The sequence below is a fragment of the Mesorhizobium sp. B2-4-18 genome, from assembly GCF_006441385.1.
In the GTDB taxonomy this organism is placed as follows: Bacteria; Pseudomonadota; Alphaproteobacteria; order Rhizobiales; family Rhizobiaceae; genus Mesorhizobium; species Mesorhizobium australicum.
On sequence record NZ_VFUW01000011.1, the window covers coordinates 127,233 to 150,892 of the forward strand.

Consider the following 23,660-nt stretch of genomic DNA (forward strand, 5'->3'; position numbering starts at 1 on the left):
CAGTCGCGCCAGCGGCTTTTTCTTTCGCCGGGTGCCTCGTTCGGAGCCCGACCCCAGCCTGACAGGAAGGAAGCCCATGGCCGACGAAGCGCTCGTTGTCATCGACCTGCAGAACGACTTTTGCCCGGGCGGCGCGCTGGCCGTTGCCGGCGGCGACGAGATCGTGCCGCTGGTCAATGACATGATCCGGCGAACAGACCATGTCGTGCTGACACAGGACTGGCACCCCGCCGGCCATTCCAGCTTCGCCTCCAGCCATCCGGGATCGCAGTCCTATTCGACGATCGAGATGCCCTATGGTCCGCAGACGCTGTGGCCGGACCATTGCATCCAGGGCAGTCTCGGCTCGGATTTCCATTCCGGACTTGCCTGGACCAAGGCCGAACTCGTCATCCGCAAAGGCTTTCGCTCCGCCATCGACAGCTATTCCGCCTTCTTCGAGAATGATCACGCGACGCCCACGGGGCTCGCCGCCTATCTGCGGGAGCGCGGCATCGACACACTGACCCTGGTCGGCCTGGCGACCGATTTCTGCGTCGCCTTCTCGGCGCTGGATGCGGTCAAACAAGGGTTTAGAACCACGGTCAGGCTCGATGCCTGCCGTGGCATCGATCTCAACGGATCGCTCGAGACAATGCTGGCGAAGATGCGCGATGCCGGCGTGACGCTCGAAGATCACACTTCGGGCTGACTCGTGGGGGGTAGAAGGGGATACTTGCCGATAGCGACCGGGGCGGGCGGCGCGCTCATCGTCGCGATGCTGTTGCCAGCCCAGGCCTTCGCGGCCGAAGAGCACGGCCTGCCTGGCGGCGCGATGTCGCTGTGGTGGGCCTTGCCGTTTGCCGGGCTGCTGTTGTCGATCGCGACCGGTCCGCTGCTGTTCCACCATGTCTGGGAACACCACTACGGCAAGATCGCGGCCTTGTGGGCGGCGCTGGTGATCGTGCCGCTCGCGACTGCCTTCGGTGCTCCCGCGGCAACCGAGGCAGTGCTGCACGCGCTGCTCACCGAATACATGTCGTTCATTGTCCTGCTGTTTGCGCTCTATACGATTTCAGGCGGCATCCTGCTTGCCGGCAACATCCACGGCACACCGCTGGTCAATGCCGGGCTGCTGATCGTCGGGGCGCTGCTGGCCTCTGTGATCGGAACGACGGGCGCCTCGATGATCCTGATCAGGCCGATCCTGCGCGCCAACGACAACAGGCCTTTCAATGCCCATGTCGTCATCTTCTTCATTTTCCTGGTGTCCAACATTGGCGGCTCGCTGACGCCGCTCGGCGACCCCCCGCTGTTCGTCGGCTTCCTGCGCGGTGTCGATTTCTTCTGGACGACCACCAACCTCTACCGGGAGACGCTGTTCGTTGGCGTCGTCGTGCTGGCGGCGTTCCTGGCGATCGACCTCATCCTGCACCGGCGCGAGGCCGGCGCACCGAAGATCAAGGATCCGACACCCGATACGAAGGTGCGCCTGCGCGGCCTGGCCAACCTCCCGCTGCTGGCCGGCGTGATCGGGGCCATCCTGCTGTCGGCGGCGTGGAAGCCGGGCGTGAGTTTTTCCGTGTTCGGCGTCGGTCTCGAACTGCAGAACCTGGTCCGCGACGCGATCATCCTCGCGCTGGCCCTGCTATCGCTTCCGCTCTCCTACAAGAGCCACCGCGAGGCGAACGGCTTCAACTGGGGTCCGATCGCGGAAGTGGCCAAACTGTTCGCCGGCATCTTCATCTGCATCGTCCCGGTCGTCGCCATTTTGAGGGCCGGCCACAACGGTGCGCTGGCGCCGCTGGTCGCGCTCGTCACCTCGGCGCAAGGCACGCCCAACGACCTCGCCTATTTCTGGCTGACCGGTGCATTGTCGTCCTTCCTCGACAATGCACCGACCTACCTGGTGTTTTTCGAGCTGGCGGGCGGCGATCCTCGCCACCTGATGACGGAGTTCGCCTCGACGCTTGCCGCAATCTCGGCCGGCGCCGTGTTCATGGGCGCCAACACCTATATCGGCAACGCACCCAACTTCATGGTCTATGCGATTGCCAGACATCGCGGCGTCAAGATGCCGGGCTTCTTTGGGTACATGCTGTGGTCCGGGCTGGTGCTGGTACCGACCTTCTTGGTCGCGGGTTTTCTGTTTTTCGGTTGATCAGCCCACGCCGACATAGCGCCGGACCGCCGAGGGGTCGACGCGCAGGGCCTCGACATCGACCGTCTCGCGGTTGCGGCCGTTTTCGATGAAGCAGACACGATCGGCGACCGACAGCACGGCATCGACCCGCTGCTCGACCAGGATGGTGGAAACATTCATCTCGCGCAGCTTCGACACCGTGTCGCGGATCCTGGCGATCATCGACGGCATCAACCCTTCGGTCGGTTCGTCGAGCAAAAGCACCTGCGGCTCAAGGCAAAGCGCGCGCGCCATGGCCAGCATCTGCTGCTCGCCGCCGGACAAGGTGCCCGAGCGCTGCCGCAGCCGCTGACGCAGCAGCGGGAAGAGGTCGAGAACGTTCTCGCGCGTCGCCTTGCCTTTGCCGCGCGCCATCAGCCCGATCTCGATGTTTTCGGCCACCGTCATCTCGGCGAACAGCCGCCTGCCCTGCGGCACGTAGGCGACACCGGCCTTCGGCACTTCATGCGCCGGCAGGCCGGTCAATTCCTGCCCTGCGAGCCTGATCGAGCCGGCGCGCGCGGGAACCAGGCCCATGATCGCCTTCAGCGTCGTCGTCTTGCCGGCGCCGTTGCGCCCGAACAGGCACAGCACCTCGCCCTTGTTCAGCACCAGGTCGAGCCCATAGAGCACCTGGACCGCGCCATAGAAGCAATCGAGCCCGGAAATCGTCAGCGCTTCGACCGTGCTCGCCTCCGTCATGGCGCCGTTCCCAAATAGGCTTCCTGAACCGCGGCGTTCTCGCGGATCGCCTCGGGCGTGCCCTCGGCCAGGATCCTGCCGGCGTTGAAGACGGTGATGCGATCGGCAAGCTGCATCACGACCGGCATGTTGTGCTCGATCAGCATCACGGTGGCGCTCTTGGCGATGTCGCGCACGAGTTCGATGAAATTGTCGATCTCGCTGTCGGCCAGACCTTGCGTCGGCTCGTCGAGGATCAGCAGGCGCGGTTTCAGCGCCAGGCCCATCGCCACTTCGAGCAATCGTTGATGGCCGTAGGACAATTGCCCGGCCGGCATATGGGTGCGGTCGGCCAGCCCTGTACGTTCAAGCGCAGAGATGACGCCGGCACGCAGCTCAGCCTTCGAGCGGCGATCGCTGAGCGTGAGCTGCACCGGCAGCGCGACATTGTCATAGACGCTGAGGTTGGCAAAGACGCTGGTGATCTGGAAGGTGTAGGCGATGCCCCGGCGGACCCTGGCATAGGTCGGCAGGCCGGTGATGTCGGCACCGTCGAAGACGATCGCTCCCGAAGACGGCTGGATGCGGCCGCTGATCAGACTGACGAAGGTTGTCTTGCCGGCGCCGTTCGGACCGATGACGGCGCGGATCTCGCCCGGCATCAGGGTGAAGTCGACATTGTCGACCGCACGCAGGCCGCCGAAGCTGCGCGACAGGCCCTTGGTGGTCAGCAGCGGCGTCATGGCAGCCATCCAAGCCAGCGCTGGCGGATGGTGCCGAGAATGCCTTTCGGGAAAAACAGCACCAGCAGAATGAGTGCCATGCCAACGATCAGCAGGTAGGCCGACGTGTAGCCGCTGGTGACGTCGATGACATAGTACATGAACAGCGTGCCGATCAGTGGTCCAAGCGTTGTGGCCGCACCGCCGAGCAGCACCCACAGCAGCGGCAGGATCGAATACTGTACCGAGGCGAAACTCGACCCGACATAGCCGAACAGCAGCGCGTAGGCGGCGCCGGACGCCGCACAGATCGTGCCGGAGACGATAACGGCGGCAAGCTTGTTGGAGAAGGTGTCGTAGCCCAGCATCTTCGTGCGTTCCTCATTCTCCCGGATCGCGATCAGCACGCGACCGTATCTGGACCGGACGACGGCAAGCGTGATCAGCAGCACGAGCGAAAACAAGCCGAGCGCCGTCATGTAGCGTACGGTCGGGTTGGTGAGATCGAGCGAGGTGGCGCCGAGATTGAGGACACGCGCCGGCTGCGGCACGACCTGACCCTGATCGCCGCCGGTCCAGGCCGCGAAATAGAGGATGGCCAGATAAAACACCTGCGCGAACATCATGGTGACGATCATGAAGGCCACGCCCGTGGTGCGCAGCGCCAGGAGGCCGATCACCAGCGCCAACGCCGCGCCGCAGGCAAGGCCGGCGAGGAACGCCAGAGGCACGCTCCAGCCGAGCTGGATGACGGCAAGGCCGGCGCCGTAAAGCCCGGCGCCGAAGAACATCGCATGGCCAAGGCTGAGCAGGCCGACATAGCCGAACAGCATGTTGTAGCCCATGGCGAAGACCGCCAGCACCATGATGCGGGCGAGCAGGCCGTGGTAATAGTCCGGCAAGAGGAAGCTCAGCATGAAGAGCAGGGCAATCACGCCGAGATGCAGCGCATAGGCCTTTGCCGGCGAAGCTTCGCTCATCGCGATGCCGTCCCGAACAGGCCTTGCGGCCGGAACACCAGCACCATGGCGACCAGCAGCGTGGCGATGATCTTGGCCAGCGTCGGCGAGAAGAACATCGAAATGATGCCGTCGGAGAGGCCGATCAGCACGGCGGCGACGACCGTGCCGCGCAACGAGCCGAGGCCGCCGATGATGACGACGATGAAGGACAAGAGCAGCGGATCCTGCCCCATCAGGTAGTGCGCCTGGCTGATCGGCACGATCAGCACCGCGGCGATCGCCGCCAGCATGGCGCCGAGCGCGAAAACGCCGCCATAGACGCGGCCGACCGGGATGCCGAAGGCCTGCGCCGTCTCGCTGTCATACTGCGTGGCACGCATGATGAGGCCGATCCTGGTGCGCGTCAGCACCAGCCATGTCGCGATCAGCAGAAGAGCGGATGCGGCGATGATAGACAGCTTGTAGCCGGAATAGCCGAACCACGGCAGAAGGATGCGATAGCTGAACGGCGGCTCCACGGGCCGCGCTTCGGGGCCATAGAAGGTCAGCGCCAGCTGCTGGATGATGTAGAGCATGCCGATGGTGGCGACGATGGTGGCTTCCGGATTGTAGTTGAGCCGGCTCAGCACCAGCCGTTCGGCGACCAGCGCGATGGCGCCGACGATCAGCGGCGCGATCACCAGCGCCGCCAGGAAGCCAAGAGCCGGATGGCCGCCAATTGCCGATGTGATCGCCCAGGCAAGCACGGCGCCCAGCATGAAGAACTCGCCATGGGCGACGTTGACGACACGCATGACGCCGAACACCAGCGACAAGCCCAACGCCGTCAGCGCCAGCACGGCCGAGGTGACGAGGCCTTCAAGGGTTGCGAGGAGAAGGTGGGGTCCAAAGTGCATTTGTTATGCACCAACGGATGCGCGAGGCACCCCCCTCTGCCCTGCCGGGCATCTCCCCCGCAAGGGGGGAGATTGGATGTCCTCGCTGGTTTCGCCAATCATCAACGCGGGCAGATGGGCGCTGCCATACGAACTGCCGATCTCCCCCCTTGCGGGGGAGATGGCCGGCAGGCCAGAGGGGGGTGCCTTGGCGCTCACGCTTGCTAGATGGCCAAGTTCACAGCGCCTGCGTCGTGTAATCCCCTTCGGCCTCGTAAAGGCCATCCTCGATCTTGGTCTTGTGCACGACTTTCAGCTTGCCGCCCTCGACCTTGGAGATGTTCTGGATGCCAAAGCACTGGTGGATCTTGCCATTGAAGGTTTTTGGCCCCTGCGGATGCTCCGGGCCTTCGGCGAATTCCTTCAGCGCCTCGGTCGCCTCGACCAGCTTGGCGCGGTCTTCCGGCCCCTTGTAGCCGGCGTCTTCCATCGCCTTCTTGACGACGTAGAGCGTTTCCCAGCAGCCGAACATGTGCGCGGCGGTGGAGACATCCTTGGCGTCGCCGACGGCGGCGCCATTGTCGTCGATGCCGACAGCGGCCCGATAGGCCTTCTGCGCTTCGGTGTCGTCGGGCTGGGCGTAGCGCGGCGAGCCTTCCCAGAAATGGCTGCCGTCGAGGAATTCGAGGCCGGGGCTGTTGATGTCCACGGCTTCCAGCGAATCGATGAAGCCGAAGAGTTGCGGCCGGTTGGAACCGTAGAACTCGCCGAGTTCCTTGACGAAGGTGAGCACCGCCGGGCCGACCATGACGTGGTAGATCACCTCGGTCTCGGGCGGGATTTGCGGGAAGTATTTGGTGAAGGACGATTCCGTCGGCGGAATGGCGATCTGCGCGATCACCTCGGCGCCTTGCGCCTTCAGCGCCGGCGGCAGGTAGTCGCGATGGTCGTAGCCGAAGGCGAAATCGGGGAATATCTGCGTCACCTTCTTGCCGGCATTGGCCGCGATCCATGGCGCCATCGACTGGATCTGGCTCTTCACGTCGGTGATGCCGGGCTGGAAGACATAGCGGTTGAGCTTGGTCGAGGCGACATGGTGACCTTCGCTGACGACGAAGTAGGGCATCTTGTTTTCGCCGGCGGCAGGCGCCGATCCGATGACGACATGCGAGAACAGCGTACCGAAGACGATGTCGGTCTTGTGCTGGGTGGCGAACTTGCCGATCACTTCGGCGCCGCGGCCGGGATCGGTGCCGTCATCCTCGATGATCACCTCGACCTGACGGCCATTGATGCCGCCGGCGGCATTGATCGCCTTGATCGCAGCGGCGGTCGTCTTCTCGTACCAGCGGCCATAGGCGGCGCCAATGCCGGTGCGGTGCGACTGGAAGCCGATCTTGATCGGCGCCGAACTCTGTGCCTGGGAGTAGCGGACGAAGCCGGGCGCCATGGCGAGGCCAGCGCCGGCGGCGAGGCCCTTCAGCGTGGTACGGCGGGTGAGTGTGGTTTTGGAGAGATCGAAAAATCCGTTCTTGTCAGTCACGTTCGTTCCCCTGTTTTTGTGTTTTGACCAACGATAAGGCGGCTCGAACATCCTCGGCAAGAGGATGCAAAATTGCATGTATACAAACTAAATCACCAAAGGCTTGGCCTGGCAAGCGAGCTTTCCTTCGGGGCATGGCTCACAGGAGATGGCTTGTCTCATCCGACTGTCGGCGTGGCAAGCAGCCAGAGACCGAAAATGGTGTAGGCGATCATCAACACGGTGAGCGGAAACTGACTGAGCGCGGCGCGGGCAGGCTGGGGATGCAGGCGCCAGGCAAAGCCGTGCGCGACGAGGACAGCGAGCACATGGCCAAGGATGATGGCGCCCGCCTGGACATTCCACAGCCACCATGCCGACACCGCGCCGGCGACGATGCCGGCCTCGACCTGCATGTCGGCGGTGCCGAACAGGTTCCAGCCAAGCGCGAAGGGATCGGACAGGGAGGCCAGCGCATATTGGCCGTCGACCAGCAGCGCCGTCAGATAATGCGCGACATGGTAGGCGAGCGCGATCGGCACGATCGACCACACCAGCATGCCGGCTGCCTGGGCGAAAGGCTGGCCGCCGCGGGCAAGACGCTGGCCGAGGACGACGGCAAGCAGGAACACCGCCGCGAGCAGCACGAATGTCATAACGAGCCCAAGCGTGCCGCTGCCGATCACGGCCGTGCGGCCCGGAAACTCGAGCGGATTGATGCCGAACAGGCCGAGCCAGGAGAAGGTCTTCGACAGGCCGTCGAAGGAGACCGAGGACAAAGCGAGCAGCAGGAAGGCGATGCCGCTGGCGGGCAGCGGCTGGGCCCGGAGCAGTTTGGCGCCCGGCCAGCACAGCGCAAGACGGCCTTTGTCGCCGCGCTTGATCGGCGCGAAGCGCGCCACCACCGAAAAGAAGATGCCGAGGAATTCACCGCTTCGACCCCATCTGTCGTAGCCGAGCACCAGCATCGCCACCAAGGTGAACAGCCAGTAGAGGCCGGCGGCGAAGGCCAGCCGCGCCGGATCGTCAGGAGCGGGATAGACGAGTTCGAACCAGGCGAAGGCAAAAAACAGCATGACAGCCGGCCAGCAGCCGAGCCATTGCGGAAGTTGCCTGACGCCGTCATCGCTTCCGCCGGTCAGCCGCGACAGCAGCCGCCACGGGCCGTACCAGGGGTTGAGCCACGACCAGAGATCGCCGAACACGCCTTGCAGCAGTGTCAGGCCGGCCCATAGCAGCGTCCACACCACCAGTGGCAGCGGGTTGGAGAGCGGGTCGCGGCTGCCTATGAAGCCGGCGGCGAGGAGAATTGCAAAACCGGCAAAGGAGATCAAGCTGATGGCGGCGCGGACGCTGTCGCCGAAGGCGAATAGCGGCAGGCGTCGGCGCCAGAAACGGTCGAGGGTGTCGGGCGGCAGCAATGCCAAGACAAGGAAACTGGCGGCCACGGCGAAAGCGCCGCCGACAAGATAGTAGCCGGTGGGGAGGAGCAGGACGTGGCCACGGTCGGAGGCGTGGGCGAAGGCGGAAGTGGGGGAGACGAGCCACAAGGCCGAGAACCACAAGGCGAACGGCAGACCGAGGCGTTCTACGGCGGAACTCGAACTGTTCAAGAGCCCGACCACCCTCAAACCTTGACCAGTTGCTCCACGCGATCCTTCTGCCCAAAAATCCTCAAATACCGCTCGATCTCCTTGAGATCGCCGGTCGCCTTGGCCGGGTTGTCGGAAAGCTTGACCGCCGGCCGGCCATTGGCCTCGGTGACCTTGCAGACCAGCGATATGGCGTCGAGGCTGTTGGTTTGCGTCGGCGCGCAGCCTTCGAAGTCGTTGGTCAGGTTGGTGCCCCAGCCGAAGGACATGCGCACCTTGCCCTTGAAGTGGCGGTACGTCTCCTCGATGGTCTCGACCTCGAGCCCGTCGGAGAAGATCAGCAGCTTCTGCTTGGGGTCCTTGCCCTTCTCGCGCCACCAGTCGATGATTTTTTCGCCACCTTCGATCGGCGGCGCGCTGTCGGGGCGGAAGCCGGTCCAGTCGGCCACCCAGTCCGGCGCGTCGCGCAGGAACGAGGCGGTGCCGAAGGCATCGGGCAGCACGATCAAGAGGTTGCCGCCATAGTAGCGCTGCCAGTCCTGCAACACCTTGTAGGGGGTCTGTTTCAGCTCCTTCTCTGAATTGGCAAGGGCGGCAAACACCATCGGCAGTTCATGCGCGTTGGTGCCCAGCGCTTCGAGATCATTGTCCATGGCCAGCAGCACGTTGGAGGTGCCGGTGAAAGCCTCGCCGATGCCTTCCTTGAGCGCCTCGACGCACCAGCGCTGCCACAGGAAGGAATGGCGCCGGCGGGTACCGAAATCCGAGATGCGGATGCCGGGCAGCGCCTTCAGCCGTTCGGTCTTGGCCCACATCTTGGCCTTGGCGCGGGCATAGAGCACGTCGAGCGTAAAAGGCCCGAACGATCGCAAAGCGGCACGCGAACGCAATTCATTGATGATGGCGAGCGCGGGGATCTCCCAAAGCGTGGTGTACATCCAGGGGCCGGAGAAGGAGAGCTCGTACTGGCCGTCACGCTTGGAAAGCTCATAGTCGGGCAGCCGGAAGCCTTCCAGCCAGGCGAGGAATTCCGGCTCGAAAATCTGCTTGCGGCCGTAGAAATTGTTGCCGGCCAGCCAGATCATTTCCTTCTTGGAGAAGCGCAAGGTGCGGGCATGGTCGAGTTGTTCGCGCAGCTCGCCTTCATCGATCTCGTCGGCGAGGCGGACCGAAGTCGTCCGATTGATCAGCGAGAAGGTGGTGTCGACCTTGGGGTACATGCCCCAGATCATCTGCAGCATCAAAAGCTTGTAGAAATCCGTATCGAGCAGGCTGCGCACGATCGGGTCGAGCTTCCAGGTGTGGTTATAGACACGCCGCGCAATATCGGTCTTTGCCATGCTTGCTGCCGCCTTCGCTGCCTGCCACCCACAATCGCGACAGGCCTCATAGCATCGAATTGGCAAAAACTCTGCCCGCTTTCAGGCTGGCCCGACAAAAAGAAAGCCCTGCATGCGGCTATGTGGGTTTGCCGCCCATCACCTTGAGCGCGGGACGTTTGCGGCGGGTGACGAGGCGGCCCGCAACCGGGGCGTCGGCGCGGCCGTCATCCCCGGCCTTCTCGGCAAACAGCCAGTCGATGAACACCTGCACGATCGGCGTCGCCCGCATTTCATTGCGGCAAACGACATAGAAATCGTCGACCGCCGGCACCGACAGGCTGAACGGCGCGACCAGCATGCCCCTGGCCAGCAGGGCGCTTGCCGTCACCGAGTCGCCCAGCGCCACGCCGTGGCCATGGACGGCGGCTTCCGCCGTCATGCGTGCATCGCCGAGATGATGACGCCGGCCGCGCTCCAGGTCCAGCGCGTCGGCGGCGGCCAGCCAGGTGTGCCACTCGCGGCCATCGTCGCCATGCAGCAAGACATGTTCGGCGAGGTCGCGAACATTGCGGATCGGCCGGTTGTTGATCAGCGTCGGGCTGACCACCGGGAACAGCTCCAGGCCAGACCATTTGCGCATCCAGCAGTCGGTCCAGCTGCCATCGCCATAGTGCACGCAGACATCGATATGCGGCGCCCGGCTATCCCTGGGATCGTTGGAGGGAATGAGCGTCAGCTGGATGTCGGGATATTGCGCGGTGAAGCTGCCCAGCCTCGGCGTTATCCACAAGAGCAGCAACGCAGGCACGCAGGACACCGACAGCGCGCCGCTGCTTGCCGGCCGCGTCAGCCGTTGGGTGGCGGCGGCGATACCGTCGAAGGCGACCGATACCGCCGGCAAAAGTTCGGCGCCATGCGGGGTCAGCTTGACCCGCTGGCCGACGCGCTCGAACAGCTTGACGCCAAGCGATTGCTCCAGCGCCTTGATCTGGTGGCTGACGGCGCCGTGCGTGACATTCAGTTCGTTCGCCGCCTTGGTCAGCGAGGCATGGCGGGCCGTGGCCTCGAAGGCGCGCAGCGGGTTGAGTGGTGGCAGGCGCTTGGCCATGGATGCTCGGCTTTACTGTGAGATTTTCTCACAGGAAACACCCTAACAATATCAATTGCTTTTTCAAAGCGGCTGCCGGACACTTTGATCCGGAGCAATATCAAGACGTGAAATCTGCAGACTGCCAGCGGGACAACGGCCCGGCCGGATGACGGTCGGTTCGCCCGAAATGACCGCCGGCACCACTGCATCAGCCGAGGAGAAGCGGATATGGGATACGATCGCGGCAAGCTCGATGCGCTGCGTCGCAAATATGGCGAGAGCCATGGCGGCGAGATGTTCGACCCGAAATTCCGCAAGGTCGCCGACAAGATCTTTTCCAAGAGCGGCACGCGGCTGGCGCCCTATTCCGGCATCCCGACTTTCCTCACCGCGCCCTACCGCGAAATTGCAGCGGACAATCCGGACTTCGGCGACCTGCAGGTGGCGATAACAGGCGTGCCGATGGATCTCGGCGTCACCAACCGGCCGGGCTCGCGCTTCGGGCCGCGCGCCTTGCGAGCGATCGAGCGCATCGGCCCCTACAATCATGTGCTGGAATGCGCGCCGACGCATGAACTCAGGGTCGCCGACATCGGCGACGTTCCGTTCCAGAGCCGCTACCGACTGGAGACCAGCCATGAGGATATCGAGCGGCGCATCAACCAGATCGTCGACGCCGGGGTCATCCCGTTGTCGGTCGGCGGCGACCATTCGATCACCCACCCGATCCTGAAGGCGGTCGGCAAGAAGGCCCCGGTCGGCCTGATCCACATCGACGCCCATTGCGACACCAGCGGCCTGTTCGACCTGACCAAATTCCACCATGGGGGCCCGTTCCGCAACGCGGTGCTGGACGGCGTGCTCGATCCGACGCGCACCATCCAGATCGGCATCCGCGGCTCGGCCGAATATCTGTGGGAATTCACCTACGAGTCCGGGATGACCGTGGTCCATGCCGAGGAAGTGACCGGTCTCGGCATTCCCGCCATCATCGAGAAGGCGCGCAGAATAGTCGGTGACGGCCCGACCTATGTGTCCTTCGACATCGACAGCGTCGATCCCGCCTTCGCACCGGGCACCGGCACGCCGGAAGTCGGCGGGCTGACGACGCGCGAAGTGCTCGAACTGCTGCGCGGCCTCAAGGGTCTCAACATTGTCGGTGGCGATGTCGTCGAGGTGGCGCCGCAATATGACGCCACCACCAACACGGCGCACGCCGGCGCGCAGGTGCTGTTCGAGATCCTGAGCCTGATGGTGTTCAGCCCGGCAGTATCAGGCAAGGGGGCCTGACAGAGAAAGGCGGCCGCCGCACTGGAGCCGGCGGCCGACCCAAACAATCAAAAGCTTCCAGAGGGGAATGACAATGACAATCCACCGCAAATCATCCATCGCCGCCGTTCTGCTCGTGGGGTTAGCCGGCTTCGCCACGCAAGCCGCCAATGCCGACGCGCTGGCCGACATCACCAAGGCCGGCACCATCAATGTCGGCGTCTTCGCCGACTTCCCGCCCTTCTCCTCGGCCAGTGCCGACATGAGCCTCAAGGGCTATGACATGGATGTGGCGCAGTACATCGCCGACACGCTCAAGGTGAAGCTCAACACCGTTGCCGTCACCGGCCAGAACCGCATCCCCTATTTGAACGACCATCGGGTCGACATCCTGATGAGCGTCGGCTACTCGAAAGAGCGCGAGCAGGTCATCGACTTCGCCGCTGCCTACGCGCCCTATTACATCGCGGTGATCGGTCCGGCGGCAATGCCAGTCAAAGGCAAGGAAGATCTTGCCGGCAAGTCGATCGCCGTCAATCGCGGCACGCTGGAAGACACCTCGCTCACCGAAGCAGCACCGGCCTCGGCGGACATCAAGCGTTTCGACAACTACAATTCGGTGATCCAGGCCTTCATCTCAGGCCAGACCCAATTGATGGTCGTCGGCAACGATGTCGGCGCGCAGGTGCTGGCCAAGCAGGATGCGCTGAAGCCGGAGCAGAAGTTTCAGCTTCTGACCTCGCCTTCGCATATCGGCCTCAACAAGAATGAGGATGCCCTCAAGAAGGCGGTCAACGACGCCATTGCCAAGATGCTGGCCGACGGCAAGCTGGACGAAAGCTCGAAGGCCTGGCTGAAGACGCCGCTCAATCCCGACAACCTCAAGGATTGAGTTGCCGTGGCCTTCGGCTGGCTTCCAGGTGCCGTGGGCGACATCGCGCACGGCGCGGCGACGACGATCCTTTTGATCGCCGTCACCACGCTTGCGGGCACGCTGCTCAGCATCCTCGGTGCCGCCGGGCGGCGAAGCGGCCCCGCGCTGCTGCGCAGGGCCATCGGCTGGTATGTCGAGGTGATGCGCAACACGCCGTTCCTGGTGCAGCTCTTCTTCATCTTCTTCGGCCTGCCGAGCCTCGGCATCAGGCTCGATCCGATCCTGGCCGCCATGCTGGCGATGACGCTCAACATGGCCGCCTACACGATCGAGATCGTCGGCGCCGGCCTTGACGCGGTGCCGCACGGGCAGACGGAAGCGGCCCTGGCGCTTGGGCTGAGGCCGCGCAAGGTGTTCATCAAGATCGTGCTGCCGCAGGCGCTCAAGATCATCTATCCCGCGCTGACCAGCCAGATCGTCATCATGATGCTGGAATCAGCCGTGGTGTCGCAGATCGCGGTGCGCGAGCTGACCTATGAGGCCGACATGCTGCAGGCGCGCACTTTCCGTTCTTTCGAGACGTATTTCGTCGTCACGCTGGTCTATCTCTTGATGTCGATGGCCTTGCGGCGGCTGCTGGTTGCAGGCGGCCGCCGCGCGCTCGGAGCTGGCGTGTCATGATCGAATTCACCCTCTGGGACATCGTGCGCAACCTTCTGCTTGCCGCGCGCTGGACGGTGCTTTTGTCGCTGGCCGCCTTCGTCGGCGGCGCGCTGGTCGGAATGGCGGTGCTGTTCCTGAGGATCGCCAAGAATAAATGGAGCCGACGCTTCGCCTCCGGTTACATCGCCTTGTTCCAGGGGACGCCGCTCTTGATGCAGCTATTCCTCATGTTCTTCGGCCTGCCGATGCTTGGCCTGCGCATCGAGCCGTGGACGGCGGCGGTGCTCGGCCTCACCTTCTTCGCCAGCGCCTATCTGGCCGAAATCTGGCGCTCTGGCGTCGATGCGCTGCCATTGGGCCAATGGGATGCCGGCGCCAGCCTCGGCCTGCACTATCTGCAGGAGCTCAGGCTGATCATTCTGCCGCAGGCGTTCGCGATCACCCGCGCGCCGACGGTCGGTTTCCTGGTGCAGCTGATCAAGTCGACCGCGCTGACCTCGATCATCGGCTTCGAGGAGCTGGTGCGGACCTCCAACGCCATCAACAACGCCACCTTCGAGCCGTTCAAGGTCTATGGGCTGGTGGCGCTGATCTTCTTCGCCCTATGCTTTCCGCTGACGCAGTATGCGCGACGGCTCGAGAAGCGGGTTGCGGTGCGCTGAGTCCGACGGCGTGTTGCGCTGGCCAACATCGACGGCGGCCGCAAACTCCCGGTGCCTAGCGTTCGAACGCCTCTTGAAGGTCATTTGATCTGTTGGATGCTCAGCTTTCGACCGAAGAGGACCCTTGCCCCTCGCCGTTTCCAAATCCTCACGGACGAACGCGGATGATCGTCTTCCCAGTGCGTCGCCCGATAGGGTTGAAGGCGGCGACGGCATCGTTGAGGGTCGAAACGTTGCCGATGTTCGTCCGCAGTCGTCCGTCCCGCACCCGCTGGACGATCTCCCTCAGTTGGCCACGATCGGACTCGACAACGAAGTCGACCGCCAGGCCGTCGGCAGGCCGCGCCTCTGTCGATCCGACGACGGACACCAGTGTTCCTCCGGCTCGAATCAGGCCGGCGGACCGCTTCCCGATTTCCCCGCCGATCACATCGAACACGAGAGCGACTTCGCCCACGTCTTCGAGGGCGTCGTTCTCGAGGTCGACGAACTCATTCGCGCCAAATTCGAGCACCGTATGACGGTCGGCGGCGCGTCCGGTGCCGATGACGTAGGCGCCCGCCTCTCGTGCAAGTTGCGTCACCATCGACCCGACCGCGCCGGCCGCACCGTGCGCGAGGACGCTCTGCCCCGCCTGAAGCCGGCCATGCTGGAAGAGTCCCTGCCACGCGGTGAGACCCGAGATCGGCAGGCTTGCGCCCACCGTGAAGTCGACGTCGCCCGGCAGCGGCGCGAGGTTGCGTGCTTCCATGGCTACATACTCCGCGAGCGTGCCGTCGCGATGCCAGTCGGCGAGGCCGAATACTCTCTGACCTACCGACAGTCCCGTTGTGCCGTAGCCGAGTGCGACGACAACTCCGGCCAGCTCGTGCCCAAGGATCGACGGTGTTCGGTCAAGGCCGCGGCGATCGGTCCAGGTCGAGGGCCATGCCAGCTCGGTCGGGACGAATCCCGAAGCATGAACCTGAACGACGACATCGTTTATCGCTGGCTGCGGCTCAGGCCGCTCCACCAGCTTCATCCCGGCCGTTCCCGCAGCCTGGTCCGTCACCACAATTGCCTTCATGATAATTCTCCTCGGTCATTTGTCTCTTGGTGGAAACGTTTGCCGCTTGGGAACCGTTCAATATCTCATGCCAGGGCCTTCTCTTAGCGGGCGTCCGTGGTCCGATCTGAAGGCGTCGTTTTAATGGGCGGCAATGTTAGGACATGACGGAAGGCTGGCAACCGGCCACCGGGTTCAATGTCCGAACGCGCCTGACGGCACGATGCGGTCGCGGCGCAGCCAGCGGGCAAGAAGCAGCGCTGCCACCACGGCCAGCCCCGAAGACAGGCCGATCCAGATGCCGACGCCGTGGAAGCCGAAATGGAAGGCGAGCAGCACGCCGAGCGGCAGGCCGACGCCCCAATAGCCGATCGCGGCATAGATCATCGGGACCTTGGTGTCGTGCAGGCCGCGCAGCATGCCGGCGGCAACCGCCTGCGCGCCGTCGAAGACCTGGAACAGGGCGGCGAAAACCAGGAACGAACCGGCTAGCGCGATCACCCTGGCATTGGCGGGATTGCCAAGGTCGATGAAGGCGCTGATCAGGAGATGCGGCCAAAGCACCATCACCAGCCCCATCAGCGCCATGAAAGAAACGCCGATGACGAAGGCGGTCCAGCCGGCACGCGACACACCTTCGGGATTGCCGGCGCCATGGGCAAGCCCGACCCGCACTGTCACCGCCTGGTTGAGGCCGAGCGGCACCATGAAGGAAATCGAGGCGATCTGGATGGCGATGGCGTGCGCGGCCAGCGAATCCGCGTCGATCAGGCCCATCAGCAGGGCGGCGGCATTGAAGATCGTCACCTCGAAGGCAAGGATGCCGGCGATCGGCAGGCCGAGCCGCAGCAGGCCCTTGAAGCGCGGCCAGTCGGATCGCCAGAAGCGGCCGAACAGGTGATAGCGCCGAAATTTTTTCTCCCACATCACCACGACAGCCATGCCGGCGAACATCAGCGTTGAGGACAGCGAGGTCGCAAGGCCCGAGCCGGCGATGCCCATGGCCGGAACACCGAGATTGCCGAACATGAACACCCAGTTGGCGAACACGTTGAAGGCCACGGCGACGAAGACGATGACCAGCGCCCAGCCCGGCCGCTCCAGCGCCGAGATGAACGAACGCAGCACGATGTAGCCGTAGAAGGGCAGCACCGCCCACTCCAGCCAGCGCAGGTAAATGCCGGCCTGACGCGCCAGCGCCGGCTCCTGGCCCATGGCCAGCAGGATGGCCTCGCCGTGCCACAGCACGAGCCAGATCGGGACCGAGATCAGAATCGCCAGCCACAGGCCCTGGCGCACGGTGCGGCGCAGGTCACGTACGGAATAGCGGCGGCGGCCAAGCTCGGTCGCGATCATCGGCGAAGTCGCCAGCATCAGGCCGAGTCCGAAGATCAGCGGCATGAAATACAGGTTGGCGCCGAGCGCGCCGCTGGCCAGCGTGTCCGCGCCGAGGCGGCCCATCATCATGACGTCGGTGGCGGTCATCGCCGTCTGGCCGAGATTGGTCAGCACCATCGGCCAGGCCAGCGCCAGCGTCGCCCTGATTTCCTGACGCCAAAGATTTTCCGGCGCGCGAGCGCCGGCTTCGATCGCGGACATTGTCCTGCTCTTTCAAGGTTGCGGCGCGTCGGCAAAGAGCCGGAAGCCGCATTGCAAACGGCAAAACCTTCGGTTTCGCGCGTTTGCGCCGTCTCTTGAACGAAATGCGACATGAAGGCAAGGGAGGGGCGCGAGAACAGATTGAGCCAGCGCCATTGCCGGGAGGCGTCGCCTCGTTCCCTTGCCGGCCCGGGCTGCTCCGGATTAAAACGTCGGCGGCGGGCGAATATGGGAGGCAGGATGGCGTTCAGACGCAGAAAGAACACGGCGGCGATCCCGCGCACGGCGCCTTCCTTCGAGCATATCGTCACCGAGGCGAGCGACAGTTTCCTGTGGCGGCTGGACGACTATCCCTGGGAGCGCAACGTCTGGAACTTCCATCCGGAATACGAGATCCACCTGCTGCGGAAATCCTCCGGCGTGGTCCTGGTCGGCGACCATATTGGCGAGTTCGGGCCGGGCTACCTCACCATCGTCGGTGGCGGCCTGCCGCATGACTGGGTCACCGCGGTGCAGCCAGGCGAATTGATCGAGGGTCGCGACATCGTGCTGCAATTCGATGCCGAGCGGCTGCGAGGATCGGCTGACATGCTGCCGGAATTGCGCGAACTGGAGCCGTTCCTGGAACGGTCGCTGCGCGGCATGGTCTTCCACGGCGGGACCGCGCTTGGAGGCGCCGCGCTGATGGAGCGGATGGGTACGGTGCATGGGCTGGCCCGGTTCTGCCTGTTCCTCGAACTGGTCGACCTGCTGGCCCGGACCGATGAGTATGAGCTGTTGTCGTCACCGAACTTCCAGCCGGTTCTCGATGCCGCCTCGCTCGACATCATCCAGCGCACGCTGACCTATCTGTTCCAGCATTTCGCCGAGGATCTGAAGCTGCCTGACGTGGCCGAGCTGGCCGGCATGAGCGAAAGCACCTTCTCGCGGTTCTTCCAGAAGAACACCGGCAATTCCTTCAGCGACCATCTTGCCAAGCTCAGGCTGTGGCAGGCGTGCAAGCTCCTGGCTGATACCGATGTGCCGATCACCGACATCTGTTTCCAGGTCGGCTACATGAACATATCCAACTTCAACCGCGCCTTCCTGCGCAAGCACAAGATGACGCCGTCATCCTATCGCAAGCTGTCGCGGCAGCGTCTGGCGATGCGCGCATAAGCGCATCCTGAATCACCCTTTTGGACCAGATCGATACTCGTGTGACGCGTCCCCTATATGGGCGCCGATTTTTGCGCTGCACAATGCATAAAAGTACATGTCGGCTGCAACGGGGCTTCTAGCTTGCCCCATCGCAACTGCGCATTTTGGCGACGGGTGGCATGTCGTCCGGGCGATGGTGAGGATCGCGCAACCCGATGACCTGCGTTTCCTGCGACGTATTCCTGGAGGAGAAAAAGATCATGAAACCAGTTCGGCTCGCTGCCAGCCTTGGCGCAGCTTTCGTGCTTTCCGCTACCGTTTCAACCCTAGCCCTGGCGCAGGCGCCGGTCTGCTCGGCACCGGTCAAGGTGCTGGCGCAGCCACGCGACGGCCTGACGCTTCTGGAGGACTCAAAGGCCGAGTTCGAGAAGCTCTCCGGCGCGAGCTTCAAGATCGATTATCTCAATGAGAACGATCGCCGCGCCAAGTCGCGCGCGGACGCGTCCACAGTGGGCAACTACAACGTCTACTATGTCGATGAAGCAAATGTGGCGCTTTTCGCCTCGTCGAAGTGGATCGTGCCGCTGACCGATTTTTATCCGGCCGACTACGACTATGCCGACTTCGACCCGGGCCGCCAGAAGGTCGCCACCTATGACGGCAAGGTCTGGTTCGCGCCGCTGACCGGCGGCGGCGACCTGATGGTCTACCGCAAGGACGTGCTGGAGGCCGCCGGCATCCAGCCGCCCAAGACGCTGGACGAGCTGATCGCCGACGTGCCGAAGCTGACCAATGCCGACAAGGGCATGTATGGCATCGCGTTGCGGGGCGCACGCGGCTCGGGCGCCAATGTCTGGCGCTGGATGCCGTTCTTCAAGGCCTATGGCGGCAAGTGGTTCGACGGCGACAAGCCGGCCTTCAATTCCGAGGCCGCGGTCAAGGCGACCGAGACCTATTTGAAGCTGTTCAAGGATTCGGCACCCGGCACGCAGACCGGCAGCTGGGACGAATCGACCGGCGCCTTCCTGTCGGGCCAGGTCGCGATCCTCGTCGAATCGACGCCGCTTTCGGGCATGGCGGTCGATCCGAAAACCTCGCAAGTGGTCGGCAAGATCGGCTTCCTGCCGCCGCCCTCGCCACTTCCCGGCGGCGGCTACGGTCATGGCCTCGCCATCGCGGCAAAAGCCAATGCCGACGACGCTTCGAAGAAATGCGCCGGCCTGTTCATCGCCTGGGCAACGTCGAAGGAAAACGAGAAGCGCCGGCTCGACGCCCACCAGTTCGGTGAGCTGAACCGCACCAGCATCCTGTCCAGCAAGGAGTTCGCCGATATCTACGGCGCCGATCTCGGCCAGGCGCTTGCCGAAACAGGCAAGGTGACGGCCGTGAACTTCTGGCAGGATCCACGCTGGCCGGATCTCGGCGACCGCTGGGGCATCATCCTCGAGGAATTGATCGCCGGCACGCGCACCGACGTCAAGGGCAGCCTCAACGAGCTCGAGGCCTATGCCAATGAGCTGGTGAAGAAGTAGGTCCCTCCCTCTTGCGGCGCGCGGTTCGCGGCAGTCTCGGGACCGCCGGAATCTGTGCGTCGCAGGAGGGCCTGCCCGTCATGTCCAGATATCAGAGACACAGCAAGGCCTGAGACCAATGCCTCGACGTTCATCCCTGCCGGTCACCTTTGTCGTGCCGACGCTGGTCATTCTGCTGATCCTGTCGATGGTGCCGACGCTCTACGCGATCATCATCGCCCTGCAGAACCGCGAGCTGAGCTCGACGGCCTATTCCTGGGTCTGGTTCTCGAACTTCTTTGATCTATTCTCCGACCGCCGCTTCCTCAATGCCGTCTGGGTGTCGGTGAAATGGGAGATCGTCACCGTCGTGGCGACCATGGCCGTGGCCATTGGGTTGGGCGTCTTGATGTTCGAGGTCGCTTCGCCGCGCCTGCGCAATCTCTACTGCCTGCTGTTCATCATCCCGGTGCTGCTGCCGCGCGTCTCGGCCGCCTTCGTCTGGAAGTTCGCCTATCATCCACTCTACGGCATCGCCACCTACCCCTACCGGCTGCTCACCGGCGGGCTGATCTTCGATCCGCTGTCCAAGCCCGCGACGGCGCTGTTCGCTGTGGCTTCGGTCGACGTATGGCAATGGGGCCTGTTCTTCGCCGTCATCGTGCTCAAGCTGCTGGAGACGTTGCCGCCGCAGCCGATCGAGGCAGCCCGGCTCGACCACGCCCGGCGCTGGCAGATCCACGCCTACGTCACCTTGCCGATGCTGAAGGCGCCGCTGATCAGCCTGATGTTCGTCAAGATGATCGAGTCGCTGCGCTCCTTCGACCTGATCTATGTGATGACCCGCGGCGGGCCGGGCGTGGCAACCGAAACGCTCGACATGTACGCCTTCTCGCAAGGCTTCATCGAGTCCGGCAAGGTCTCCTACGCCTCGGCGATGGCCGTGCTGATGATGATCGCCACCGTCATCACCTTCACCATGCTGTGGAAGCGGGTGCAGGCATGAGGCCCGGCCGCATCATCGCCAAGGCCGTCCTGGCCTTCGCCGGATTTCTGGCCGTGTTCCCGCTGCTGTGGACGGCGCTCAATTCGCTGAAGAACAGCGTCGACATCATCACCCGCGTTCCGCGCGTCGTGTTCACGCCGACGCTAGCCAATATCAGCTATATCCTTGGCCGCGACAGCGTCATCACCGGCCTCTACAATTCGGTCGTCGCCTGCGGCACGGCCGTGCTGATCGGCGTCGTGCTTGGCCTGCCCGCGGCCTACGCGGTGGCGCGCTATCCCAACCGCTGGGCCGGCGACATCCAGTTCTTCGTGCTGTCGCTGCGTTTCCTGCCGCCGGTGGCGGTGGCGATCCCGCTGATGGTGATCTGGCTGCAGCTCGGCCTCTACGACACTTTGCCGGCTTTGATCGTCACCTACTCCCTGCTCACCATCTCGGTGATTATGTGGCTGGCCATTCCAGCCTTCCAGGCCGTGCCGAAGGAAATCGAGGAAGCCGCCTTCGTTGACGGGTACGGCGCTTACGCGGTGTTCTGGCGGATCGCGCTGCCCGTGGCTGCCCGTTCGCTGATCGGCGCGATTGCCTTCAGCTTCGTGCTGGTCTGGAACGAGTTCCTGATCGCGCTGATGCTGTCGAGTTCCAATGCCAAGACCTTGCCGATCGTCGCCTCCGAACTCTCCCAGCAAGGCATGAATGTGCCGTGGGGGATTTTGAACGCCTCGGTCGTGCTCCTGTCGCTGCCGCCGCTGCTTTTCCTCGGCGTGCTCAGCGGTTTCCTGAATTCCGTTTTCCGGCAAAAAAAGACTTGAAGTGAGGACGACCCGATGCGGGCTTTGGTACTTGAAAAAAAAGGCGAACTGTCGCTGCGCGAGATCGCGTTGCCGCTCGATGTCGGACCCGACGACGTCAGGATCGCCATCCATACGGTCGGCGTCTGCGGCAGCGACGTGCACTATTACACCCATGGCGCCATCGGCAGCTATGTCGTGCGGGCGCCGATGGTGCTCGGCCACGAGGCCGCCGGCACAATCGTCGAGGTCGGCGCTAATGTCAGGAGTTTGAAAGTCGGCGACCGCGTCTGCATGGAGCCCGGCGTGCCGAACCTGTCGTCGCGCGCGACAAAACTCGGCATCTACAATGTCGACCCGGACGTCACTTTCTGGGCGACCCCGCCGGTGCATGGCATCCTTGCTCCCTATGCCGTGCACCCGGCGGCTTTCACCTACAGGCTGCCCGACAATGTCTCCTTCGCCGAGGGCGCCATGGTCGAGCCCTTCGCCATCGGCATGCAGGCGGCAAGCCGTGCCCGCATCATTCCGGGCGATGTCGCCGTCGTCGTCGGCTGCGGCCCGATCGGCATCATGATCGCGCTTGCCGCCCTTGCCGGCGGCTGTTCGAAAGTGCTGATTTCCGACTTTTCCGCGCCCAAGCTGACGATCGCAGCGCAATATGCCGGCATCGTGCCGGTCAATATCGGCGAGCAGTCGCTTGTCGACGCCGTCGCGGCGGCGACCGACAATTGGGGCGCCGACATCGTCTTCGAGGCGAGCGGGAGCCCCAAGGCCTTCGCCGACCTGTTCGATGTCGTGCGGCCAGGTGGCGCGGTGGTGCTGGTCGGGCTGCCGGTGGAGCCGGTGGCCCTCAACGTACCGGCGGCGATCTCGAAGGAAGTGCGCATCGAGACGGTGTTCCGCTATGCCAACATTTTCGACCGCGCCCTGCAGCTCATCGCCTCCGGCAAGGTCGACCTCAAGCCGCTGATCACCGGCACCTATGATTTCGCCGACAGCATCAAGGCGTTCGAACGGGCCGCCGAAGGCAACCCGCAGGACGTCAAGCTGCAGATCCTGCTTACAGGCGAAAAGGGCTGACCATGTCCGCGATCGTTTGCTCCCACGTCGACAAGGCCTATGGCTCCACCACGGTCATCCGCGATCTCAACCTCAGCATTGAAGAGCACGAATTCGTCGTGTTCCTAGGCCCGTCCGGCTGCGGCAAGTCGACCTTGCTCAGGATGCTGGCGGGGTTGGAGGACATCAGCGGCGGCGAGGTCTCGATCGGCGGCAAGGTGGTCAACGACCTCGATCCGGGGGATCGCGGCATCGCCATGGTGTTCCAGAACTACGCGCTCTATCCGCACATGACGATCTTCGACAACATCGCCTTCGGGCTGCGGCGCCAGAAGGTGCCGGCGGCCGAGATCCGCAAGCGGGTCGAAGCGGTGTCGGGGACGCTGGGGCTCGACCCTTATCTCGGCCGCAAGCCAGCCGAACTTTCCGGCGGCCAGCAGCAGCGCGTGGCGATCGCCCGGGCCATGATCAAGACGCCCAAGGTGTTCCTGTTCGACGAGCCGTTGTCCAATCTCGACGCCAAATTGCGCAACCATATGCGCGTCGAGATCGCGCGGCTGCACCAGTCGCTGAAGACCACCACCGTCTATGTCACCCACGACCAGCTGGAGGCGATGACGCTTGCCGACCGCATCGTGCTGCTCAAGGACGGCGTCATCGAGCAGATCGGCTCGCCGGCGGAAATCTACCGGCAGCCGGGCAATATTTTCGTGGCCGGCTTCATCGGCACGCCGAACATGAATTTCATCGAGGTGACGGTTGGCCGGGCGGGGAACGGCTTGACGCTGACCGGCGCCGGAACGGTGCTTTCGATAGACGGGGCGGGTTTTCATCTCCAGCCGGGCGATCGCGCCGTGCTGGGCATCCGCCCGCCGGACCTGAAGACGGCCAGCGCCGGCGCCGGCGGCATATTGCAAGGCACTGCCGATCTCATCGAATTCCATGGCAATGACGCGCTGGTGACCTTCGGCTCCGGCGGCAAGGAGATCAGCGCACTGGTTCCGGCACGCGAATGCCCGGTGCTGCATGCGCCTGTCCGCTATACGTTCGAGGAGGAAGCGATCCACCTGTTCGACGCGACATCGGGCGTGTCCCTGCGCAAGCAGTAGAGCGC

22 protein-coding genes are annotated in these 23,660 nt (G+C 63.8%); 12 read left to right on the plus strand and 10 right to left on the minus strand.

The genetic code is table 11. The annotated features are described in order from the left end of the window. The first annotated feature begins 76 nt into the window (after positions 1–76). Together pncA and FJ527_RS24190 are read left to right on the plus strand one after the other, a co-directional pair. Complete coding sequence (pncA, locus tag FJ527_RS24185) at positions 77–691, plus strand: bifunctional nicotinamidase/pyrazinamidase (RefSeq protein ID WP_140824212.1); 615 nt, start codon at positions 77–79, stop codon at positions 689–691. Between the two features lie 66 nt (positions 692–757). Then, positions 758–2,140 carry a sodium:proton antiporter gene (locus tag FJ527_RS24190; protein WP_181166466.1) on the plus strand — a complete coding sequence of 461 codons (1,383 nt, stop codon included), beginning with the start codon at positions 758–760 and terminating at the stop codon, positions 2,138–2,140. Here the strand turns inward: FJ527_RS24190 and FJ527_RS24195 are convergent, their stop codons facing one another. From FJ527_RS24195 to gcvA, 8 genes are all read right to left on the minus strand, one after another. Further along, positions 2,141–2,863, minus strand: coding sequence for an ABC transporter ATP-binding protein (locus FJ527_RS24195; RefSeq protein WP_140615266.1), 723 nt, complete (start codon positions 2,861–2,863; stop codon positions 2,141–2,143). Beyond that, the gene (locus tag FJ527_RS24200) at positions 2,860–3,585 is read right to left on the minus strand and encodes an ABC transporter ATP-binding protein (RefSeq protein ID WP_140615268.1); all 726 of its coding nucleotides are present in this window, start codon (positions 3,583–3,585) and stop codon (positions 2,860–2,862) included. Before FJ527_RS24200 ends, FJ527_RS24195 begins: the two co-directional genes overlap by 4 nt. Beyond that, positions 3,582–4,544, minus strand: a complete 963-nt coding sequence (locus tag FJ527_RS24205; protein WP_140824214.1) for a branched-chain amino acid ABC transporter permease — start codon at positions 4,542–4,544, stop codon at positions 3,582–3,584. Before FJ527_RS24205 ends, FJ527_RS24200 begins: the two co-directional genes overlap by 4 nt. Continuing rightward, positions 4,541–5,422: a branched-chain amino acid ABC transporter permease gene (locus tag FJ527_RS24210; protein ID WP_140615272.1), complete on the minus strand. Its 882-nt coding sequence runs from the start codon at positions 5,420–5,422 to the stop codon at positions 4,541–4,543. The genes FJ527_RS24205 and FJ527_RS24210 overlap by 4 nt, the downstream gene beginning before the upstream one ends. 217 nt (positions 5,423–5,639) lie before the next feature. Further along, positions 5,640–6,944: an ABC transporter substrate-binding protein gene (locus FJ527_RS24220; RefSeq protein WP_140824215.1), complete on the minus strand. Its 1,305-nt coding sequence runs from the start codon at positions 6,942–6,944 to the stop codon at positions 5,640–5,642. Positions 6,945–7,102: 158 nt separating this feature from the next. After that, positions 7,103–8,536: a hypothetical protein gene (locus FJ527_RS24225; RefSeq protein ID WP_140824216.1), complete on the minus strand. Its 1,434-nt coding sequence runs from the start codon at positions 8,534–8,536 to the stop codon at positions 7,103–7,105. A gap of 14 nt (positions 8,537–8,550) precedes the next feature. After that, positions 8,551–9,855 (minus strand): nicotinate phosphoribosyltransferase, encoded by a 1,305-nt coding sequence (pncB, locus tag FJ527_RS24230; RefSeq protein ID WP_140824217.1) that lies wholly within the window; start codon positions 9,853–9,855, stop codon positions 8,551–8,553. A 118-nt stretch (positions 9,856–9,973) separates the two neighbouring features. Then, a complete protein-coding gene (gene gcvA, locus FJ527_RS24235) occupies positions 9,974–10,945 on the minus strand; it encodes a transcriptional regulator GcvA (protein ID WP_015314471.1) in 972 nt (323 codons plus the stop codon). Positions 10,946–11,155: 210 nt separating this feature from the next. Here gcvA and speB point away from each other — a divergent pair, with 210 nt between their 5' ends. From speB to FJ527_RS24255, 4 genes are all read left to right on the plus strand, one after another. Beyond that, positions 11,156–12,217 carry an agmatinase gene (speB, locus tag FJ527_RS24240; RefSeq protein ID WP_015314472.1) on the plus strand — a complete coding sequence of 354 codons (1,062 nt, stop codon included), beginning with the start codon at positions 11,156–11,158 and terminating at the stop codon, positions 12,215–12,217. A gap of 67 nt (positions 12,218–12,284) precedes the next feature. Beyond that, entirely contained in the window at positions 12,285–13,088 is an 804-nt protein-coding gene (locus tag FJ527_RS24245; protein WP_181166459.1) for a transporter substrate-binding domain-containing protein, read from the plus strand. 6 nt (positions 13,089–13,094) lie between these two features. Continuing rightward, positions 13,095–13,751 carry an amino acid ABC transporter permease gene (locus FJ527_RS24250; protein ID WP_140824219.1) on the plus strand — a complete coding sequence of 219 codons (657 nt, stop codon included), beginning with the start codon at positions 13,095–13,097 and terminating at the stop codon, positions 13,749–13,751. Continuing rightward, entirely contained in the window at positions 13,748–14,395 is a 648-nt protein-coding gene (locus FJ527_RS24255; RefSeq protein ID WP_140824220.1) for an amino acid ABC transporter permease, read from the plus strand. The genes FJ527_RS24250 and FJ527_RS24255 overlap by 4 nt, the downstream gene beginning before the upstream one ends. Before the next feature lie 148 nt (positions 14,396–14,543). On the opposite strand, the gene FJ527_RS24260 is transcribed toward FJ527_RS24255, so the two are convergent. Continuing rightward, positions 14,544–15,461 carry an NADP-dependent oxidoreductase gene (locus tag FJ527_RS24260; protein WP_140824221.1) on the minus strand — a complete coding sequence of 306 codons (918 nt, stop codon included), beginning with the start codon at positions 15,459–15,461 and terminating at the stop codon, positions 14,544–14,546. A 174-nt stretch (positions 15,462–15,635) separates the two neighbouring features. Then, on the minus strand, positions 15,636–17,039 hold the full coding sequence (locus FJ527_RS24265) for an MATE family efflux transporter (RefSeq protein ID WP_140824222.1): 1,404 nt from the start codon (positions 17,037–17,039) through the stop codon (positions 15,636–15,638). Positions 17,040–17,279: 240 nt separating this feature from the next. Here FJ527_RS24265 and FJ527_RS24270 point away from each other — a divergent pair, with 240 nt between their 5' ends. The 6 genes from FJ527_RS24270 (at position 17,280) to ugpC (ending at position 23,655) form a co-directional block, all read left to right on the plus strand. Beyond that, positions 17,280–18,197 carry an AraC family transcriptional regulator gene (locus tag FJ527_RS24270; RefSeq protein ID WP_140824223.1) on the plus strand — a complete coding sequence of 306 codons (918 nt, stop codon included), beginning with the start codon at positions 17,280–17,282 and terminating at the stop codon, positions 18,195–18,197. Between the two features lie 242 nt (positions 18,198–18,439). Beyond that, positions 18,440–19,711, plus strand: coding sequence for an extracellular solute-binding protein (locus FJ527_RS24275; protein WP_140719264.1), 1,272 nt, complete (start codon positions 18,440–18,442; stop codon positions 19,709–19,711). 118 nt (positions 19,712–19,829) lie between these two features. Continuing rightward, a complete protein-coding gene (locus FJ527_RS24280; protein WP_140790004.1) occupies positions 19,830–20,696 on the plus strand; it encodes a sugar ABC transporter permease in 867 nt (288 codons plus the stop codon). Beyond that, a complete protein-coding gene (locus FJ527_RS24285) occupies positions 20,693–21,505 on the plus strand; it encodes a carbohydrate ABC transporter permease (RefSeq protein ID WP_140824224.1) in 813 nt (270 codons plus the stop codon). The genes FJ527_RS24280 and FJ527_RS24285 overlap by 4 nt, the downstream gene beginning before the upstream one ends. 15 nt (positions 21,506–21,520) lie before the next feature. After that, positions 21,521–22,567 (plus strand): NAD(P)-dependent alcohol dehydrogenase, encoded by a 1,047-nt coding sequence (locus tag FJ527_RS24290; protein WP_140719270.1) that lies wholly within the window; start codon positions 21,521–21,523, stop codon positions 22,565–22,567. Between the two features lie 2 nt (positions 22,568–22,569). Then, positions 22,570–23,655 (plus strand): sn-glycerol-3-phosphate ABC transporter ATP-binding protein UgpC, encoded by a 1,086-nt coding sequence (ugpC, locus tag FJ527_RS24295; RefSeq protein ID WP_140824225.1) that lies wholly within the window; start codon positions 22,570–22,572, stop codon positions 23,653–23,655. Positions 23,656–23,660 lie beyond the last annotated feature (5 nt).